Source organism: Luteimonas terrae, assembly GCF_031457535.1.
Classification (GTDB): domain Bacteria; phylum Pseudomonadota; class Gammaproteobacteria; order Xanthomonadales; family Xanthomonadaceae; genus Luteimonas; species Luteimonas terrae_A.
The window spans coordinates 46,707-62,706 of record NZ_JAVDWO010000009.1; the positions used below are offsets into that span (position 1 = coordinate 46,707).

Here is a 16,000-nt window from a genome sequence, read left to right on the forward strand (position 1 = left end):
GCCCGCATGCGTCGACCGCTGACCGTCATCCAGTTGCTGCCCGCGTTGTCGTCGGGCGGCGTCGAGCGTTCCACGATCGAGATCGCGCAGGCGCTGGCCGAGGCAGGCCATCGCGCGATCATCGTCTCCGCTGGCGGACGCCTCGTGCCCGCGTTGGAGGCGACCGGGGCCACCCACGTGACCCTCGACATCGGTGCGAAATCGCTGAGGGTGCTGCGTCATGTGCGCACGCTGCGCCGCCTGTTCGCCGAGTCCGGCGCCGACATCGTGCATGCCCGTTCGCGACTACCGGCGTGGATCGGCTGGTGGGCCCTGCGTGGCATGCCCGACGCGCGTCGTCCGCATTTCGTCACCACGATGCACGGGCTCAATTCGCCGTCGCGCTACAGCGCGATCATGGCGCGCGGCGAGCGGGTGATCTGCGTATCGGACACCGTGCGCGATTATCTGCTGCAGCACTATCCGGCCACGCCCCGCGAGCGCCTGCGGGTGATCCCGCGCGGGATCGACCCGACGAAATTTCCGGCCACGCCGCAGCCGAATCCTGCTGCGCGCGCCGAGGTCGCCGCGCGCTGGCCCGCGCTCGGTGGCGACGGCCCGCTGTTGCTGCTGCCCGGCCGCGGCACGCGACTCAAAGGCCACCACGACGCGATCGCGCTGCTCGCCGATCTGCGCGCCGAAGGCCTCGATGCGCGTCTGTGGATGCCCGGCGCGCGCGAGGCGGGACGCGAGGCCTATCTCGATGAACTCGTACGCGCGGCTGACGCCGCCGGCTGCGGCGACGCGCTGGCGATGACCGAGCCCACCGCTGCGATCGCGCAGGCCTACGCCGCCAGCGACCTGGTACTGCAGCTCTCGCGCAAGCCCGAGGCCTTCGGTCGTACCGTGCTCGAAGCGTTGTCGTGCGCGCGTCCGGTCGTCGGCTGGGCGCATGGCGGGGTCGGCGAACTGCTCGCACACCTGCAGCACGAAGGCGCGGTGGCGCCGTTCGACCGCGCCGCGCTGGCGCGCGCCGCACGCGCGCTGGTCACGCGAGCGCCGGCGCGAGCCGGTACGATGCCCGACACGCTGCGTGCGATGCAGGAGGCGACCCTCGCGGTCTATGACGAGTTCGACGACGACAACTGAAACCGCGACCGGCGCGCGTGCGCCGCGCCCCGTCGGCTGGCGCTGGGCGCCGCACTGGGTGCTGGCGTTCGTGATCCTGTGGCCCGCACCCGGCTATGCCGAGGGCGTGATGGTGCTGGGCGCGCTGGCCGCAATCATCCATCTGGTCGGCGCGCGTTTCCGCGGCGGCGCCGCGCTGCTCAGCGCGCCGGCATGGGCGCTGACCAGCGTGCTGTTCTTCGCCTACTGGCTGCCGCAGCTGATCTCGGCAGTGGACTCGGTCGATGTCGGACGCGCACTGCGCGAGGCCCTGGTCGATCTGCGCTATCTCCCGTTCCTGTGGCTGGTGGCGTCTGCCGTCGCGACACGTCGTGGCCGGCGCATCACGCTCGGTGGCCTCGCGGTGATCGTCGCGGTGTGGACGATCGACGGCCTGTGCGAAGTCGTGTTCGGCACCAGTCCGCTGTTCTTCGGCATTGACCATCTCAAGCAACTGATCAGTAGCCGACCGATGTGCACGGTCGAACAGATCGCACGCGCCGACCGTCTCGGCGGCGTCCTCGGGCCCTGCAATCTCAAGCTCGGCGTGGTGCTGGCTAGCCTGTCGCCATTCGGCCTGTACTGGGCCGGTCGCCGCTTCGGTGCGAGCGGCTGGGTGATCGCGAGCGCGGCGATCGGCATCGTCCTGCTGTTCGCCGGTTCGCGTGCGTCGTGGCTGACCTATGCGCTGGTGCTGCTGTTCTCCGGCTGGCGCCTGCTCGGCTGGCGCCGCCTGCTGGCGGTGTTCGCCGCGGGCCTCGTGGTCGCGGTGGTCGCGGCCGTGAGTTCGCCACAGGTCCGCGAGCGCATCGAGCGCACCGCGATGGGCCTGTCGGCCGATGAGGCCGGCGTCGACAACGCCCTGTCGGGCCGCGCCCGCATCTGGGACGCGGCGCTGTGCATGGTCCGTGAGAATCCGATCAACGGCGTGGGCGCACGCGGCTTCCGCGAAGCCTTCCCCGGCTGCGATCCGCGTCCGGACGAGATGGCCGCCTGGGGCGACGGCCCCGCGTTCCACGCCCACCAGATCGTGCTCGAGATCGGCAGTGAAACCGGACTCATCGGCCTGCTGATGTGGCTGGCCGGCGTGGCCATGGCCTGGCGGGCCTGGCGCTTCGCCTCGCCCGAAGCCCGGGAGCAGGCGCGTCCGGCGATGCTCGCACTCGCGGTCACCGTGTTCCCGCTCAACACGCATCTCGCGTTCTATTCGACCTTCTGGGGCGGCTTCACCCTGCTGCTGTCGGCCCTGTATGCCGGCAGCCTGCTGGCGCGCGTGGAACCGGTGCAGCCGCAGGACGGCGTGCTGCGCTGACGTCAACGCGCGGCGGGTCGAGCCCCTCTCCCTCCGGGAGAGGGGTTGGGGTGAGGGCGTTCTCTAAAGCTGACCGCGCAACCCCCCTGCCTCATCCGACGCGTCCGCGCGTCGACCCCGGATCGGGTCCGGGGCAGGCGCTCTCCCGGAGGGAGAGGTGCCTGGAGACCGTTGACGCCGCGTGCGGAGCGCAGCCCAGTCGAATCTCGGAGCGCTGCAAGGCACCGGCGGACCGACATCTGGATTCGCGAAATCCTCGCCTAGTACAGCGACTCACCATCGGGCTGGCGCTTGAAGCGCCGGTGGATCCACAGGTACTGGTCGGGCGCCGCGCGGGCCATGTTCTCGATGCCGGCCATGACCGTCGCGGTGTCCACGGTCGCGTCCGACGTCGGATAGGGCTCGGGCGCCGGGGACAGCGTCAGCGTGTAGCCGCCGTCGTCGCGACGCACATGCCGGTAGAACATCACCGCGGCGCCGGACAGGCGCGCGAGCGAATGGGTCGAAGTCAGGCTGTGCGCAGCACGGCCGAAGAACGGCACGTAGACCGCATCGCCGCCGCTGGGATCCTGGTCGGGCGCGTACCACAGCAGACCGCCGCGCTTGAGATGTCGCACCACGCCGCGGACGTCGCGCTTGGGGAACATCGCCGCGGCGTAGCGCGCACGCCCGCGGCGCACCGCCCATTCCATCGCCGCTTCCGAATGCGGGCGATACATGCCGGCCAGCGGAACGTAGTCGCACATCAGACGGCCGCAGACTTCGAGCGTGGTGAAGTGCCCGGACACGACGATCACGCCACGCCCCGCCGCGCGCACGGCTTCGACATGTTCGACGCCTTCAACGATCAGCCCGCGCTGCAGCGGTGCGATCGAGCCCCACCAGGCACGTGCGAATTCGAACAGGCCGATGCCCAGCGCATGGAAATGCCGACGCAGCAGCGCGTCTCGCGCCGGCGCGTCGAGTTCCGGAAAACACAGTTCGAGATTGCGCGCGGCCACGCGGCGACGGCTCGCCAGCGCGATGCGCAAGGCGTTGCCGAGACCGCGACCGAGCGCGCGTTGCAGCGGCCATGGAATCCGCGCAGCGAGCGCCATCAGGCCGATGCCGATCCAAGCGGGCCAGTGGCGGGGTGCGAGCGGCGGGCGTGGACGGAGAGGAGGGGCGGACGACATGAGGTCATTGTAGAAGCTGTGCGTCGCAGGCCGGCTGCTGGTCATCGGGCAACGCATTCCGCGCAGTGAGGCCTGCGTCCGCCTTCTGGGGTGGCAGAGCTGCTTTCGAATCCCGAATCCCGGCTCTATGGCATCCGCTATCCTGTGCGGATGCCGGCCGACACCACAGAACGACTGCTGCGCGGCCTCTATTCGGCCGTGCTCGTCGTGCTTGCGCCGATCACGGTCTATCATCTGATCTGGCGCGGGTTCCGGCAGTCGGCCTATCTGCTGCGCTGGGACGAGCGCTACGGCATCTACCGCACGCCGCCGCTGACGGCGCCGGTGTGGGTGCACGCGGTGTCGGTCGGCGAGGTCAATGCGGCGGCGCCGCTGATCAATGCATTGCTCACCCGCGATCCCGCGCGTCGCCTGCTGGTCACCACCATCACCCCGACCGGCTCGGAGCGCGTGCGCGCGCTGTGGGGCGATCGCGTCGAGCACGTCTATCTGCCTTACGACCTGTCGGGCGCGGTGCGGCGATTCCTGCGCCATTTCCGCCCGCAGATCGGCCTGATCGTCGAGACCGAGTTGTGGCCGAACCTGCTGTTCTGCTGCCGTGATGCCGGCGTGCCCACGGTGATCGTCAACGCACGGCTGTCGGCGCGTTCGCTGCGTGGCTATCGCGTGCTGCGGCCGCTGGTGGCGCGCGCGCTGCGCACGGTGCGGCGGGTTGCGACGCAGTCTGCCGACGACGGCAAGCGCTTCGTGAAACTGGGCGCGTTGCGTGATGCGGTGATCGACACCGGCAACCTGAAATTCGACATCACCCCCGACGAGGCGAAGATCGCCAGGCTGGTTGCGGACTTCCGCGGATACGCCGGCGCGCGCCCGGTGTGGATCGCCGCCAGCACGCATCCCGAAGAGGAAGCGGCGGTCGTCGGCATCCATCGCCGCTTGCGTACGCGTTGGCCGGACCTGCTGCTGATCTGGGCGCCGCGCCATCCCGAGCGATTCCGCAGCGCGATGCAGCTGGGCGTCGACGCCGGCTGGCGCGTGGCGACGCGCGCGCTGACCACCTGGCCCGATGCCGGCGACGACGTCTTCGTGCTCGACACGCTCGGCGAACTCGGTCTGTTCTTCGCCTGCGCCGATGTCGCCTTCGTCGGCGGCAGCCTGCAGGACATCGGCGGCCACAACCTGCTCGAGCCGGCCGCGGTCGGCACGCCGGTGGTCACCGGTCCGCATCTGCAGAACTTCACCGACATCGCCAAGCAGCTGGGGCGCGCGGACGCGTTGCGCATCGGCGCGGATGCGGACGCGGTGCACGACCACATCGCGGCCTTGCTCGACGATGCCGACGCGCGACACGCGATGGCCGAGGCCGGGCGCGCGCTTGTCGCCAACGGCCGCGGCGCGCTGGCGCGCACGCTGGCACTGATCGAGCCGGACCTGCCGGTGCCGGATACGAAAACGGCGCGGATCCTGCGATCCGCGCCGTCGTCGAACTGAAATCCCGGAACGCTTACTGGGGCGGCGGCGTGGCCGCACCCGTCCCGGTCGACGCGCCGACGCTGTTGACGTCGACGGTCAGCTGGCGGTTCACGTCCTGCAGGTTGCCGATGTCCAGCGTGCCCGCGGCCTGCTCGAGCAGCAAACGGCTCTGCAGGAAGTTGTACTTGGCGAAGGCATAAGCCTGACGCGCCGAGAACAGGTTCTGCTGGTTGATCAACACGTCGATCACGGTACGCGTCCCGACTTCCAGACCGACCTGCGAGGCCTCGTAAGCGCTGTTGGCCGAGACCAGTGCGAGACGGCGTGCCTCGACCTCGGTGATGCCGGCGACGAGGTTCTGGTAGGCGCTGCGGGTATTGCGCTCGATCGCGCGGCGCTGGGCTTCGTACTGGTCGGCGGTGATGTCGCGCTGGGCGATCGACTGGCGCACCAGCGACTGCGTACGGCCGCCGCTGAAGATCGGCACGGTCAGCGTCAGGTTGATGCTGTTGGTTTCGCCGTTGCGGCCTAGCGTGCCCTGATTCGTTTCGCCCCAGCTGTCGCTTCTGCCGTAGCTGGCGCCAAGATCGAGCGTCGGCAGATGGGCCGACTTCGCCGCGGTCACGCCGTACTCGGACGCGGTCACCTGGTAGCGCAACGCCTGCAGCTGAGGGTTCTGCTCGATGGCAGTCGCAACCCACGCTTCCGCGTCGCGGCCTTCCGGCAGTTGCGGGGTGAAATCGTCAGGCAGGCCGCGCAGGTCGCGGATTTCCGAACCGGTGATTTCGGCCAGGGCCTGGTAGGCATCCTGCAGCGCGTTGCGCTGGACGATCGTGTTCGCGCGGGCGCCGTCGTACTGCGCGCGGGCTTCGTGCACGTCGGTGATCGGCGCCAGGCCCACTTCGAGGCGCTTGTCGGCGAAATCGAACTGGCGCTTGAACGCGGCCTCGGCGGCTTCGGCAGCGGCCAGGGTTTCGGTCGCCACCAGCACGTCAAAATACGCCGCGGCGGTGCGCGTGATCAGCGAATCGTTGTCGGCGTCGAGCTGAAAGTCGGCCGCCGTGCTCAACGCGCGCTGCGAACGCAGCGTTGAGACTTGGCCCCAGTCGAACAGCACTTGGCCCGCATTGATGCCGTAGCTGCGCGTGCGTCCGCGGCCGGAAAACCCGGCGACGCGGCTGTCGCTCAGCGAGGCGCTGCCGTTGATCTGCGGCAGCAGGTTGGCGCGGGCCTGGACCGCGCCCTCCTTGGTCGACAGGCGCTGCGATTCGGCGATCGACAGCGTCGGATCATTGGTGCGGGCCAACTCGTAGGTCTGGACGAGGTCGGCGGCCAGCAGCGGGCTGGACGTCAGCGCGAGCGCAAGCGACAGGAACAGGGGGCGGCGGAACATGGAGGGATCCTTGGACGATCAGAGAGTGAACTGCGGCACCGGCGCGGCGCCTGCGAGGTAGGTGAGCCCGGTCTCGAACAACGATTCGATGCGCGTCGCGTTGACAGCGTCGCCTTCGCGATGGACCAGCACGGCTTCCATGGCAGGCGCGCGGCCGCGGACGATGAACATCCGGCCCCCGGGACGCAGCCACTGCACGAAGCGCTCGGGAATCACGTCGACGGCGCCACAGACGCAGATCGCGTCGAAGCGGCGGTCGGTGTTCCACGCGAACGCATCGGCGGCGACCACCTCGACATTGGCGATGCCCTGCGCCTGCAGACGGCCGCGGGCGGCGTCGGCGAGGTCGTCGTGGCGTTCCAGGCTGACAACGTCACGGGCGAGATAGCCCATGCACGCAGCTAGATAACCGCTGCCGGTGCCGATCTGCAGCACCTCGTCGCCCTGTTCGAGCTTCAGCGCCTGCAGCGCACGGCCTTCGACCACGGGCTTGAGCATCAGCTCGCCGTGGCCGAGCGGGAGCTCGAGGTCGGCATAGGCCAGCGCGCGGCGCGGCTCGGCGACGAATGCTTCGCGCGGCACGCGAGAGATCGTCTCCAGCACGCGCGCATCGAGCACGTCCCAGGGCCGGACCTGTTGTTCCACCATCGCCGCACGGGCCTTGGCGTAGTCGATCATCATTGTTGCGGGTTCCTTCGTTCGCCAGCCCGCAATTCTAGCGGTGCGGGCGCGGGTTCATCATCGCGGGGGTGTGGCAGTCGACGCAGTGCCGGAAGTCACCGGCCCAGACGGCACGCGGGCGGCCCATGTGACAGTGTTCAGCGACGCCCGTAGGCGCGCAGGAACATGTCCACCGACGCGTCCAGGTGTGCGCGCCGTTGCGCGGCACAATTGCCGGCTTCGTCGCAGTCGAACACCATCCGCTGGTGCAGATCGCCCTTGAGCAGCACGAAGAACTGCGCCGCGGCGGTCGGCACCAGGGCTTCGTCGATGTCGAGATCGCCGGTTTCGATCCGGCGCCGCAGCAGCGTCGCAAAGGCAGACTGCACGCGCTCGGGGCCGCCCTTCCAGAAACGCTGCGGCAGGCGCTTTTCGACCATCTGCGGCGTGCAGAGCAGGCGGTGGCCGGCGACGGCCTCGGGCGAGGACACCATCGTGAAGAAGGCTTCGGCCACTTCCAGCAGGCGCTGGCGCAGCGGCGTCGACGGCGACGGCTCGAACACCGAATCGGGCATCTGCTGTTCGCAATAACGCGCTGCGGCCTCGGTGAACAGGGTGTCCTTGTCGCCGAAGTGACTGTAGACGGTCAGCTTGGACACGCCGGCCTCGGCCGCGATCTGGTCCATGCTGACGCCTTCGTAGCCCTGTTGCAGGAACATGCGCTCCGCGGCTTCGAGAATCGCCGCGCGCTTGGCCAGATCCTTCGGGCGGCCAGGGCCGGCCGTGGCCTTCTCGGGCATCGGAACGGGGGTCAGCGTGGACGGGCGCGTCGACATGGCCGGTAATACTATACCAATGAGTTCTGAAAATATAGGATACGCCTCCGTATCCCTTTCGCTGGACGGTCGCCATGCGCCGCCTGACCCTGCTTCTCCCCGCGCGCCGTGGCCTGCCGTTGATCATCGTCTGCGCGCTCGCCCTGGCTGCCTGCGGCGACCGCCACGTGCCCGAGCCGGCCGCGCGTCCGGTCCTGGTGGTCACGCCTGCGGCGTCCGGCGACAGCGGCGCTTCCGCATTCCCGGGCGAGATCCGTGCCCGTGAGGAAAGCGCGCTGGCGTTCCAGGTGAGTGGTCAGCTGCTGCGACGCGATGTCGATGCGGGCGCGCACGTGCGCCGCGGCCAGGTGCTGGCCGAGATCGATCCCGGTGACCTGCGATTGCAGCAGCAGTCGGCCCAGGCGCAGGTCGCTTCGGCCGAGGCCGAGTACGCCCGCACCCGGACCGATCGCGCGCGGTACGCCGCACTCGTCGACCAGCAGCTGATCAGCCGCTCGCAGATGGACGCGCAGGACGCGGCCTACACCGCTGCGCAATCGCAGCTGCGCGCCGCGCGCGCGCAGGCGGATGTCGCCGGCAATCAGGCGGGCTATACCCAGCTGCGTGCGCCGCGCGACGGCCTCATCGCCAGTCGCGAGGCCGAAGCCGGGCAGGTGGTCGCGGCGGGCCAGGCGATCTTCATGCTCGCCGGTGACGACGGCCGCGAAGTCGCGATCGCTCTGCCGGAGTCACGCATCGCCGCGTTCGCGATCGGCCAGCCGGCGCAGATCGAATTGTGGAATCGCCCGGGCGTGCGCGTACCGGGCACGATCCGCGAGATCGCTGCGGCCGCCGATCCGCAGGCGCGCACCTACGCCGCGCGCGTGGCGATCGCCGACGATGCGGTTGAAGGCCTCGAACTTGGCCAGAGCGCACGCGTGTATCTCGCCGCTGCAACGCCGGAGACGGCGCTGCAGGTGCCGCTGACCGCGATCCAGCCGGGCGTGGATGGGGCAAAGGCGGTTTGGGTTGTCGATCGCGCCGAAGGCACATTGCGTTCGGTGCCGGTCGAGACCGGAGCGTATGGCGCGCGCAGTGTGCCTGTGCTGTCGGGCCTGGCGCCCGACGCGCTGGTGGTCGCCGCCGGCGGGCATCTGCTGCGCGAAGGGCAGCGGGTGACGCCGGTGGATCGCGAGAACCGGCCTGTGCAGTTGCAGGCGGCGAAGCCGGCAGCAGTGAAATGAAGCATGCCGCCATCGCAAGCCGGTCCAGCTCGGGGCAATCACACCTCCCCTGCCTGCGGGGGAGGACGGGTGGGGGCGGGTACCCGCCGCGGCGTCCTTGTAGGAGCGCGCTTGCGCGCGACGCCTTCTGCGGGACCGCCACATCGCGCGCGAGCGCGCTCCTACAGGGCGTGTGCTCATGACCCGCTTCAACCTCTCCGAATGGGCGCTCGGCAACCGCACGCTGGTGCTCTACGTGATGCTGGTCGTCGCGATTGCCGGCATCTTCTCCTACGGCCGTCTCGGCCAGTCCGAGGATCCTCCCTTCACCTTCAAGGCGATGGTCATCCAGACCCAGTGGCCGGGCGCGACCGCCGAGCAGGTGTCGCAGCAGGTCACCGAGCGCATCGAGCGCAAGCTGATGGAAACCGGCGACTACGAGTTCGTACGTTCGTATTCGCGGCCCGGCGAATCGCAGGTGATCTTCTTTGCCCGCGATTCGATGCGCTCGAGCGAAATTCCCGATCTCTGGTACCAGGTACGCAAGAAGGTCGCCGATCTGCGGCCGTCGCTGCCGCAGGACATCGTCGGCCCGTTCTTCAACGATGAGTTCGGTGACACCTTCGGCAATATCTACGCGTTGACCGGCGAGGGTTTCGACTACGCGATCAAGAAGGACTACGCCGACCGCATCCAACGCGAACTGCAACTGGTCAGCGATGTCGGCAAGGTCGAACTGGTCGGCCTGCAGGACGAGAAGGTCTGGATCGAAGTCAGCAATACACGGCTGGCGACGCTCGGCATTCCGATGGCCGCCGTGCAGCAGGCATTGTCGGAACAGAACGCGCTGGTGCCCGCGGGCTTCTTCGAGACCGACAGTGCCCGCGTGCAGCTGCGCGTCGACGGCGCGTTCGAATCGGTCGATGCGATCCGCGATTTCCCGATCCGCGCCGGCGACCGCACCGTGCGTCTGGGCGACATCGCGACCGTCGAACGCGGCTTTGCCGACCCCGCCGCGCCGCGCATGCGTTTCATGGGCGAGGACGCGATCGGCATCGCGGTGGCGATGCACGACGGTGGCGACATCCTCAGGCTCGGCAAGCAACTGGAAACCGAGTTCGCGCGGCTGCAGGAAACACTGCCGGCCGGCATGGAACTGCGCAAGGTGTCCGACCAGCCGCGCGCGGTGCGCGATTCGGTCGGTGAGTTCGTCAAGGTGCTCGCCGAGGCGGTGATCATCGTGCTGCTGGTGAGTTTCGTGTCGCTGGGCTTCCGTACCGGACTCGTGGTCGCGGTGTCGATCCCGCTGGTGCTGGCGATGACGTTCATCGCGATGGACCAGTTCAACATCGGCCTGCACAAGATCTCGCTCGGCGCGCTGGTGCTCGCGCTGGGGTTGATGGTCGACGACGCGATCATCGCGGTGGAGATGATGGCCATCCGCATGGAGCAGGGCGACAGCCGGCTCGCGGCAGCGAGCTACGCGTGGACACATACCGCGTTCCCGATGCTGACCGGCACCCTGGTCACCGCGGCTGGTTTCCTGCCGATCGCGACTGCGGCATCGAGTACCGGCGAGTACACGCGCTCGCTGTTCGAGGTGGTGACGATCGCGCTGGTGGTGTCGTGGATCGCCGCGGTGCTGTTCATTCCGCTGCTGGGCGAGAAGATGCTGCCCGATCTGGCCAATCCGCAGCCGCCGCGTCCCGGCTCGCTGCCAGCGCGCTGGCGCGACACGCGCGCGCGCGCGGCAGACCGCTGGCCGGCCTTCGCGTTTGCGCTGGCGCCCAGGGATCCGCACGCGCACGACCACGATCCCTACCAGCGCCCGTTCTACCGGCGCTTCCGCGGCCTGCTGGACTGGTCGCTGACCCATCGCTGGATCGTCATCGGTGTGACGGTGGCCCTGTTCGTCGCGTCGCTGCTGCTGTTCCGCTTCGTGCCGCAGCAGTTCTTCCCCGATTCGACGCGGCTGGAACTGATGGTCGATGTCGAACTCGCCGAAGGCAGTTCCTTGCGCGCCACCGAGGCTGCTGCCGCGCGCCTGGACGCGCTGCTGGAAGACCGCGAAGGCGTCGACAACCGCGTGGTCTACGTGGGCACCGGCTCACCGCGGTTCTATCTGCCGCTTGACCAGCAATTGCCGCAGGCCAACTTCGCCCAGTTCGTCGTGACCACGACCGACGTCGAGGCACGCGAGCGCATCCGCATCTGGCTGACCGACGAGGTGGCACCGACGTTCCCTGATCTGCAGCTGCGCGTGACGCGGCTCGAGACCGGTCCGCCGGTGGGTTATCCGGTGCAGCTGCGCGTGTCGGGCGAGCACGTCGAGCGCGTACGCGGTATTGCCGATGCGATCGCCGAACAGGTGCGGGCGAATCCGAACGTCGCCAACGTCAATCTGGACTGGGACGAACCCTCCCGCATCGTGCGGCTGGTCGTCGACCAGGAACGCGCGCGCGTGCTCGGCGTGAGTTCGCAAAATCTTGCGCAGTTTCTGTCGAGTTCCCTGTCGGGTCTGCAGATCAGCACCTATCGCGAGGGCAACGAACTGATCGGCATCGTCATGCGCGGGCCGGATGACGAACGCGGCCAGCTCGACATGCTCGAGAGCCTCGCGATTCCGACGTCGAACGGGCAATCGGTGCCGCTGGGGCAGGTCGCGCGGCTGGAGTCGACGTTCGAGGACGGCATCATCTGGCACCGCGACCGCCTGCCGACGATCACCGTGCGCGCCGACATCCGCGGTGACGTGACGCCGCCGACGGTGGTGGCGCAGATCCTGCCGGCGCTTGACGGCATCCGCGAGTCGATGCCGGACGGCTACCGCCTGGAGACCGGCGGCACCGTCGAGGATTCGGGCAAAGGCCAGGATTCGATCAAGGCCGGCTTGCCGCTGTTCCTGTTGGTCGTGGTGTCGCTACTGATGCTGCAGCTGCGCAGCTTTTCGCGCACGGCGCTGGTACTGCTGACCGCGCCGCTGGGCATGATCGGCGTGACCCTGTTCCTGCTGGTGTTCCGGGTGCCGTTCGGCTTCGTCGCGATGCTCGGCACGATCGCGCTGGCCGGCATGATCATGCGCAACTCGATCATCCTGGTCGACCAGATCGAGCAGGACATCGCGGCCGGCCACGCGCGCTGGGACGCGGTGATCGATGCCACCGTGCGCCGCTTCCGCCCGATCGTGCTGACCGCACTCGCCGCGATCCTGGCGATGATTCCGCTGTCGCGCAGCGTGTTCTTCGGCCCGATGGCGGTCGCCATCATGGGCGGTCTCACCGTCGCGACGCTGCTGACACTGACCTTTCTGCCGGCCCTGTATGCGGCGTGGTTCAAGGTGCGCAAGGACGAATCGCCGCCGGGCGCGTGACCTGCGCGCCGGCGCAGGCGGTCAGGGCAGCCAGAGCTTCTCCAGATCCCGCAGGCCCCAGTCGCACGGCGCCTCGGATTGCACGATGTGGTCGTCGCAGCCGGCAAACGACAGGTCGAGATCCCGGATCAGCACGCGCGCCTTGCGGCGCGCGCAATGGAACACCCGCACGCGCGGCTTCAGCAAAGCTGCCGGCGCCTGCTCGATCACGACCGCCAGCTGCTGCGACTGCAGACGTACCAGCGTACCGATCGGATAGATGCCCACACTCTTGACGAAGGCCTGGAAGATCACCGGGTCGAAATGCCCGCTCCACGACGCCATACGTTTCAGCGACTCCGCCGGACACCAGCCGCGTTTGTAGGGCCGGTCGGACGTGATCGCATCATAGACATCGCATACCGCTGCCATTCGCGCCATCTGCGAGATGCCGTCGCCACTCAGGCCGTGCGGATAACCGCTGCCGTCCATCTTCTCGTGATGATGCAGGACGATGTCCAGCGCCGCGGCATGATCCATGCCGCTCTCGACCAGCAGGCGATGGCCGTCTTCGGGATGGCTGCGCATCACGCCTTGCTCTTCGTCGGTGAGGCTGCCGGCCTTGTTGAGCACATGCGCGGGTGTCACCGCCTTGCCCATGTCGTGCAGCAGCCCGCCCTTGGCAGCCGCGTGGACGGCGTCCTCCGGCAGGCCGAGGCGCCCGGCCAGCGTGGCCATCAGGCCGGCCACGGCCATCGAATGCAGATAGGTGTAGGCGTCTGCCGTCTTCAGTCGCGCCAGGCTGACCAGTGCGTGCGGGTTGCGCAGCACCGAGTCGCACAACGCGTCGATCAACGGCGTGGCCACATCGGTATCCACAACGCGGCCGAGGCGCGCTTCGCCGAACATCGCCTCCACCAGTGCCCGGCCGGACTCCAGCAGCTGGCGGGCGTTCCTGACCTCCGTCTCGAAGCTGGTGGCCGGCGAAGCCGTCCCGGCCGCGCGAAGGGCGGCTGGCGCAGGCGCGGTGAGCAGCGACGGGTCTGGGGGTGATGCGGGCGGGGCAGTCACGTCCTTGCGTGGGCAGGCCGGGTCTGCGGGCGGGCTCGACGCCGACTCCGCAGGCACAAGCCCCAGTTCGACATCGATCACCAGTTCAGGCACGCCGCTGGCGCGGATCCGTGCGACCGCCTCGGCATCCGCGATGAACGAGCGACGCCAGAACGGAGAGTCCAGCCAGGCGCCCGCCACGCGATGGACATACATTCCCGGAAGAAGCTGGTCGGCGCGGATCGTGCGATGCATCGGGCGGCGGCTCGTTGGCGGAGGCGGGGCGCGGGGCGACGTGTCAGGCGGCGTCGATCGCACACACGTGCACGCGCGGCGGATGCCGGCGTGTCCTCCACACTGTCGGCTGGGCATGCTGCGACTTGAGCGGATTGCATGCCGTTCGTCGGACGGGCCGGCGCAGGCGCTGGCATGCGCTCGGCCTGGGCCTGTCATGCGACGGGCCGCCGCGCAAGGCGCGCGTTCGCGGCCGCTGCGGGGTGGGGTCTAGTCGCCGAGCATCGCCAGATTGCGCACCGCGCCCTTGTCGGCGCTGGTCGCGAGCAGCGCGTAGGCCTTGAGCGCCGCGGTGACCTTGCGCGGACGCGCCTGCGCAGGCTTCCAGCCGAGCGCGTCCTGCGCGTTGCGACGTGCGGCCAGTTCGACGTCGTCGACCAGCAGGTCGATACGCCGTTGCGGAATGTCGATCCGGATGCGGTCGCCATCGCGCACCAGGCCGATCGTGCCGCCGGCCGCCGCTTCCGGTGATGCATGGCCGATCGACAGGCCCGAGGTGCCGCCGGAGAAACGCCCGTCGGTCAGCAGCGCGCAGTGCTTGCCGAGGCCTTTCGACTTCAGGTAACTCGTCGGATACAGCATTTCCTGCATGCCTGGACCGCCCTTCGGGCCTTCGTAGCGGATCACCACCACCTCGCCCGCCTGCACCTCGTCGGCGAGGATGCCCTTCACCGCGGCGTCCTGGCTTTCGAAGACTTTCGCGCTGCCTTCGAATACGTGGATCGACACGTCCACGCCCGCGGTCTTGACCACGCAGCCATCGGGCGCGAGGTTGCCGCGCAGCACGGCGAGGCCACCTTCCTGCGAATACGCATGTGCGACATCGCGGATGCAGCCGCCGGCGCGATCATCGTCGAGCGTGTCCCAGCGCGTGGCCTGGCTGAAGGCGGTCTGCGTGGGAATGCCGGCGGGGCCAGCCTTGAAGAATGTGCGCACGGCCTCGTCACCGGTCACGGTGATGTCCCAGCGCGCGATGGCATCGGCCAGCGTGCGGCTGTGCACGGTGGGCTGGTCGACATGCAGCAGGCCGCCGCGCGCGAGTTCGCCGAGGATCGAGACGATGCCGCCGGCGCGATGCACGTCTTCCATGTGATAGGTCTGGATGTTGGGCGCGACCTTGCACAGCTGCGGCACGCGCCGTGACAGGCGGTCGATATCGTGCAGATCGAAGGCGACCTCGGCCTCCTGCGCCGCGGCGAGCAGATGCAGGATGGTGTTGGTCGAACCGCCCATCGCGATGTCGAGGGTCATCGCGTTCTCGAACGCCTCGAAGGTCGCGATGCCGCGCGGCAATGCGGTCGGATCTTCGGCGCCGTACCAGCGATGGCAGAGTTCGACGACGGTGCGCGCGGCCTGCAGGAACAGCTGCTCGCGATCGGCGTGTGTCGCCAGCATCGACCCGTTGCCGGGCAATGCGAGGCCCAGTGCTTCGGTCAGGCAGTTCATCGAGTTGGCAGTGAACATGCCGCTGCACGAGCCGCAGGTCGGGCACGCACTGCGCTCGTAGGCAGCGACCTTCTCGTCGGACGCGTCCGGATCGGCGGCGACGACCATCGCATCGACGAGGTCCAGCCCGTGCTCGGCGAGCGCCGTCTTGCCGGCTTCCATCGGCCCGCCGGACACGAACACCACGGGGATGTTCAGGCGCATCGCTGCCATCAGCATGCCGGGGGTGATCTTGTCGCAGTTGGAGATGCACACCAGCGCGTCGGCGCAGTGCGCGTTGACCATGTATTCGACGGAGTCGGCGATGATCTCGCGGCTCGGCAACGAATACAGCATGCCGTCGTGGCCCATCGCGATGCCGTCGTCGACGGCGATGGTGTTGAACTCCTTCGCCACGCCGCCGACGCGCTCGATCTCGCGCGCGACCAGCTGGCCGATGTCCTTGAGATGCACGTGACCCGGCACGAACTGGGTGAACGAATTCGCGACCGCGACGATCGGCTTGTGGAAGTCGTCGTCCTGCATGCCGGTCGCGCGCCACAGCGCGCGGGCGCCGGCCATGTTGCGGCCGTGGGTGGAGGTTCTGGAACGGTACTCGGGCATCGATGACTCGCAGGTGCGGCGGGCGCGGGGCTGGCGGCGTGTGTGACGGTGGTTGTAGGCG

Annotated in this window: 11 protein-coding genes; 5 read left to right on the forward strand and 6 right to left on the reverse strand. The window is 68.9% G+C overall.

What is annotated here, in order from left to right; all coding sequences use genetic code 11:
- The first annotated feature begins 6 nt into the window (after positions 1-6).
- Positions 7-1,128, forward strand: coding sequence for a glycosyltransferase (locus J2W68_RS11760; protein WP_310236110.1), 1,122 nt, complete (start codon positions 7-9; stop codon positions 1,126-1,128).
- Positions 1,103-2,458 carry an O-antigen ligase family protein gene (locus J2W68_RS11765; RefSeq protein WP_310236112.1) on the forward strand — a complete coding sequence of 452 codons (1,356 nt, stop codon included), beginning with the start codon at positions 1,103-1,105 and terminating at the stop codon, positions 2,456-2,458. Before J2W68_RS11760 ends, J2W68_RS11765 begins: the two co-directional genes overlap by 26 nt.
- A gap of 260 nt (positions 2,459-2,718) precedes the next feature.
- Here the strand turns inward: J2W68_RS11765 and lpxL are convergent, their stop codons facing one another.
- Positions 2,719-3,633: an LpxL/LpxP family Kdo(2)-lipid IV(A) lauroyl/palmitoleoyl acyltransferase gene (gene lpxL / locus J2W68_RS11770; protein ID WP_310236113.1), complete on the reverse strand. Its 915-nt coding sequence runs from the start codon at positions 3,631-3,633 to the stop codon at positions 2,719-2,721.
- Between the two features lie 150 nt (positions 3,634-3,783).
- Between lpxL and waaA the strand changes: the two genes are divergently transcribed.
- Positions 3,784-5,124, forward strand: coding sequence for a lipid IV(A) 3-deoxy-D-manno-octulosonic acid transferase (waaA, locus tag J2W68_RS11775; RefSeq protein ID WP_310236115.1), 1,341 nt, complete (start codon positions 3,784-3,786; stop codon positions 5,122-5,124).
- 13 nt (positions 5,125-5,137) lie between these two features.
- On the opposite strand, the gene J2W68_RS11780 is transcribed toward waaA, so the two are convergent.
- The 3 genes from J2W68_RS11780 to J2W68_RS11790 form a co-directional block, all read right to left on the reverse strand.
- Positions 5,138-6,499, reverse strand: a complete 1,362-nt coding sequence (locus tag J2W68_RS11780; RefSeq protein ID WP_310236118.1) for a TolC family outer membrane protein — start codon at positions 6,497-6,499, stop codon at positions 5,138-5,140.
- 18 nt (positions 6,500-6,517) lie between these two features.
- Positions 6,518-7,180 carry a protein-L-isoaspartate O-methyltransferase family protein gene (locus tag J2W68_RS11785; protein WP_310236121.1) on the reverse strand — a complete coding sequence of 221 codons (663 nt, stop codon included), beginning with the start codon at positions 7,178-7,180 and terminating at the stop codon, positions 6,518-6,520.
- Positions 7,181-7,317: 137 nt separating this feature from the next.
- Positions 7,318-7,959, reverse strand: coding sequence for a TetR/AcrR family transcriptional regulator (locus tag J2W68_RS11790; RefSeq protein ID WP_310236125.1), 642 nt, complete (start codon positions 7,957-7,959; stop codon positions 7,318-7,320).
- Positions 7,960-8,069: 110 nt separating this feature from the next.
- On the opposite strand from J2W68_RS11790, the gene J2W68_RS11795 reads away from it, so the two are divergent.
- Both J2W68_RS11795 and J2W68_RS11800 read left to right on the forward strand, forming a co-directional pair.
- Positions 8,070-9,218 (forward strand): efflux RND transporter periplasmic adaptor subunit, encoded by a 1,149-nt coding sequence (locus J2W68_RS11795; protein WP_310236127.1) that lies wholly within the window; start codon positions 8,070-8,072, stop codon positions 9,216-9,218.
- 178 nt (positions 9,219-9,396) lie between these two features.
- The gene (locus J2W68_RS11800) at positions 9,397-12,567 is read left to right on the forward strand and encodes an efflux RND transporter permease subunit (protein WP_310236129.1); all 3,171 of its coding nucleotides are present in this window, start codon (positions 9,397-9,399) and stop codon (positions 12,565-12,567) included.
- A gap of 21 nt (positions 12,568-12,588) precedes the next feature.
- On the opposite strand, the gene J2W68_RS11805 is transcribed toward J2W68_RS11800, so the two are convergent.
- Entirely contained in the window at positions 12,589-13,851 is a 1,263-nt protein-coding gene (locus J2W68_RS11805; RefSeq protein WP_310236131.1) for an HD-GYP domain-containing protein, read from the reverse strand.
- A 249-nt stretch (positions 13,852-14,100) separates the two neighbouring features.
- The gene (gene ilvD / locus J2W68_RS11810) at positions 14,101-15,939 is read right to left on the reverse strand and encodes a dihydroxy-acid dehydratase (RefSeq protein WP_310236133.1); all 1,839 of its coding nucleotides are present in this window, start codon (positions 15,937-15,939) and stop codon (positions 14,101-14,103) included.
- Between the last annotated feature and the right edge of the window lie 61 nt (positions 15,940-16,000).

Bases quoted from the DNA above. Each gene is read 5' to 3' on its own strand.
- J2W68_RS11760 (WP_310236110.1), top strand. From the start codon at position 7: ATGCGTCGACCGCTGACCGTCATCCAGTTGCTGCCCGCGTTGTCGTCG.
- J2W68_RS11765 (WP_310236112.1), top strand. From the start codon at position 1,103: ATGACGAGTTCGACGACGACAACTGAAACCGCGACCGGCGCGCGTGCG.
- lpxL (WP_310236113.1), bottom strand. From the start codon at position 3,633: ATGTCGTCCGCCCCTCCTCTCCGTCCACGCCCGCCGCTCGCACCCCGC.
- waaA (WP_310236115.1), top strand. From the start codon at position 3,784: ATGCCGGCCGACACCACAGAACGACTGCTGCGCGGCCTCTATTCGGCC.
- J2W68_RS11780 (WP_310236118.1), bottom strand. From the start codon at position 6,499: ATGTTCCGCCGCCCCCTGTTCCTGTCGCTTGCGCTCGCGCTGACGTCC.
- J2W68_RS11785 (WP_310236121.1), bottom strand. From the start codon at position 7,180: ATGATGATCGACTACGCCAAGGCCCGTGCGGCGATGGTGGAACAACAG.
- J2W68_RS11790 (WP_310236125.1), bottom strand. From the start codon at position 7,959: ATGCCCGAGAAGGCCACGGCCGGCCCTGGCCGCCCGAAGGATCTGGCC.
- J2W68_RS11795 (WP_310236127.1), top strand. From the start codon at position 8,070: ATGCGCCGCCTGACCCTGCTTCTCCCCGCGCGCCGTGGCCTGCCGTTG.
- J2W68_RS11800 (WP_310236129.1), top strand. From the start codon at position 9,397: ATGACCCGCTTCAACCTCTCCGAATGGGCGCTCGGCAACCGCACGCTG.
- J2W68_RS11805 (WP_310236131.1), bottom strand. From the start codon at position 13,851: ATGCATCGCACGATCCGCGCCGACCAGCTTCTTCCGGGAATGTATGTC.
- ilvD (WP_310236133.1), bottom strand. From the start codon at position 15,939: ATGCCCGAGTACCGTTCCAGAACCTCCACCCACGGCCGCAACATGGCC.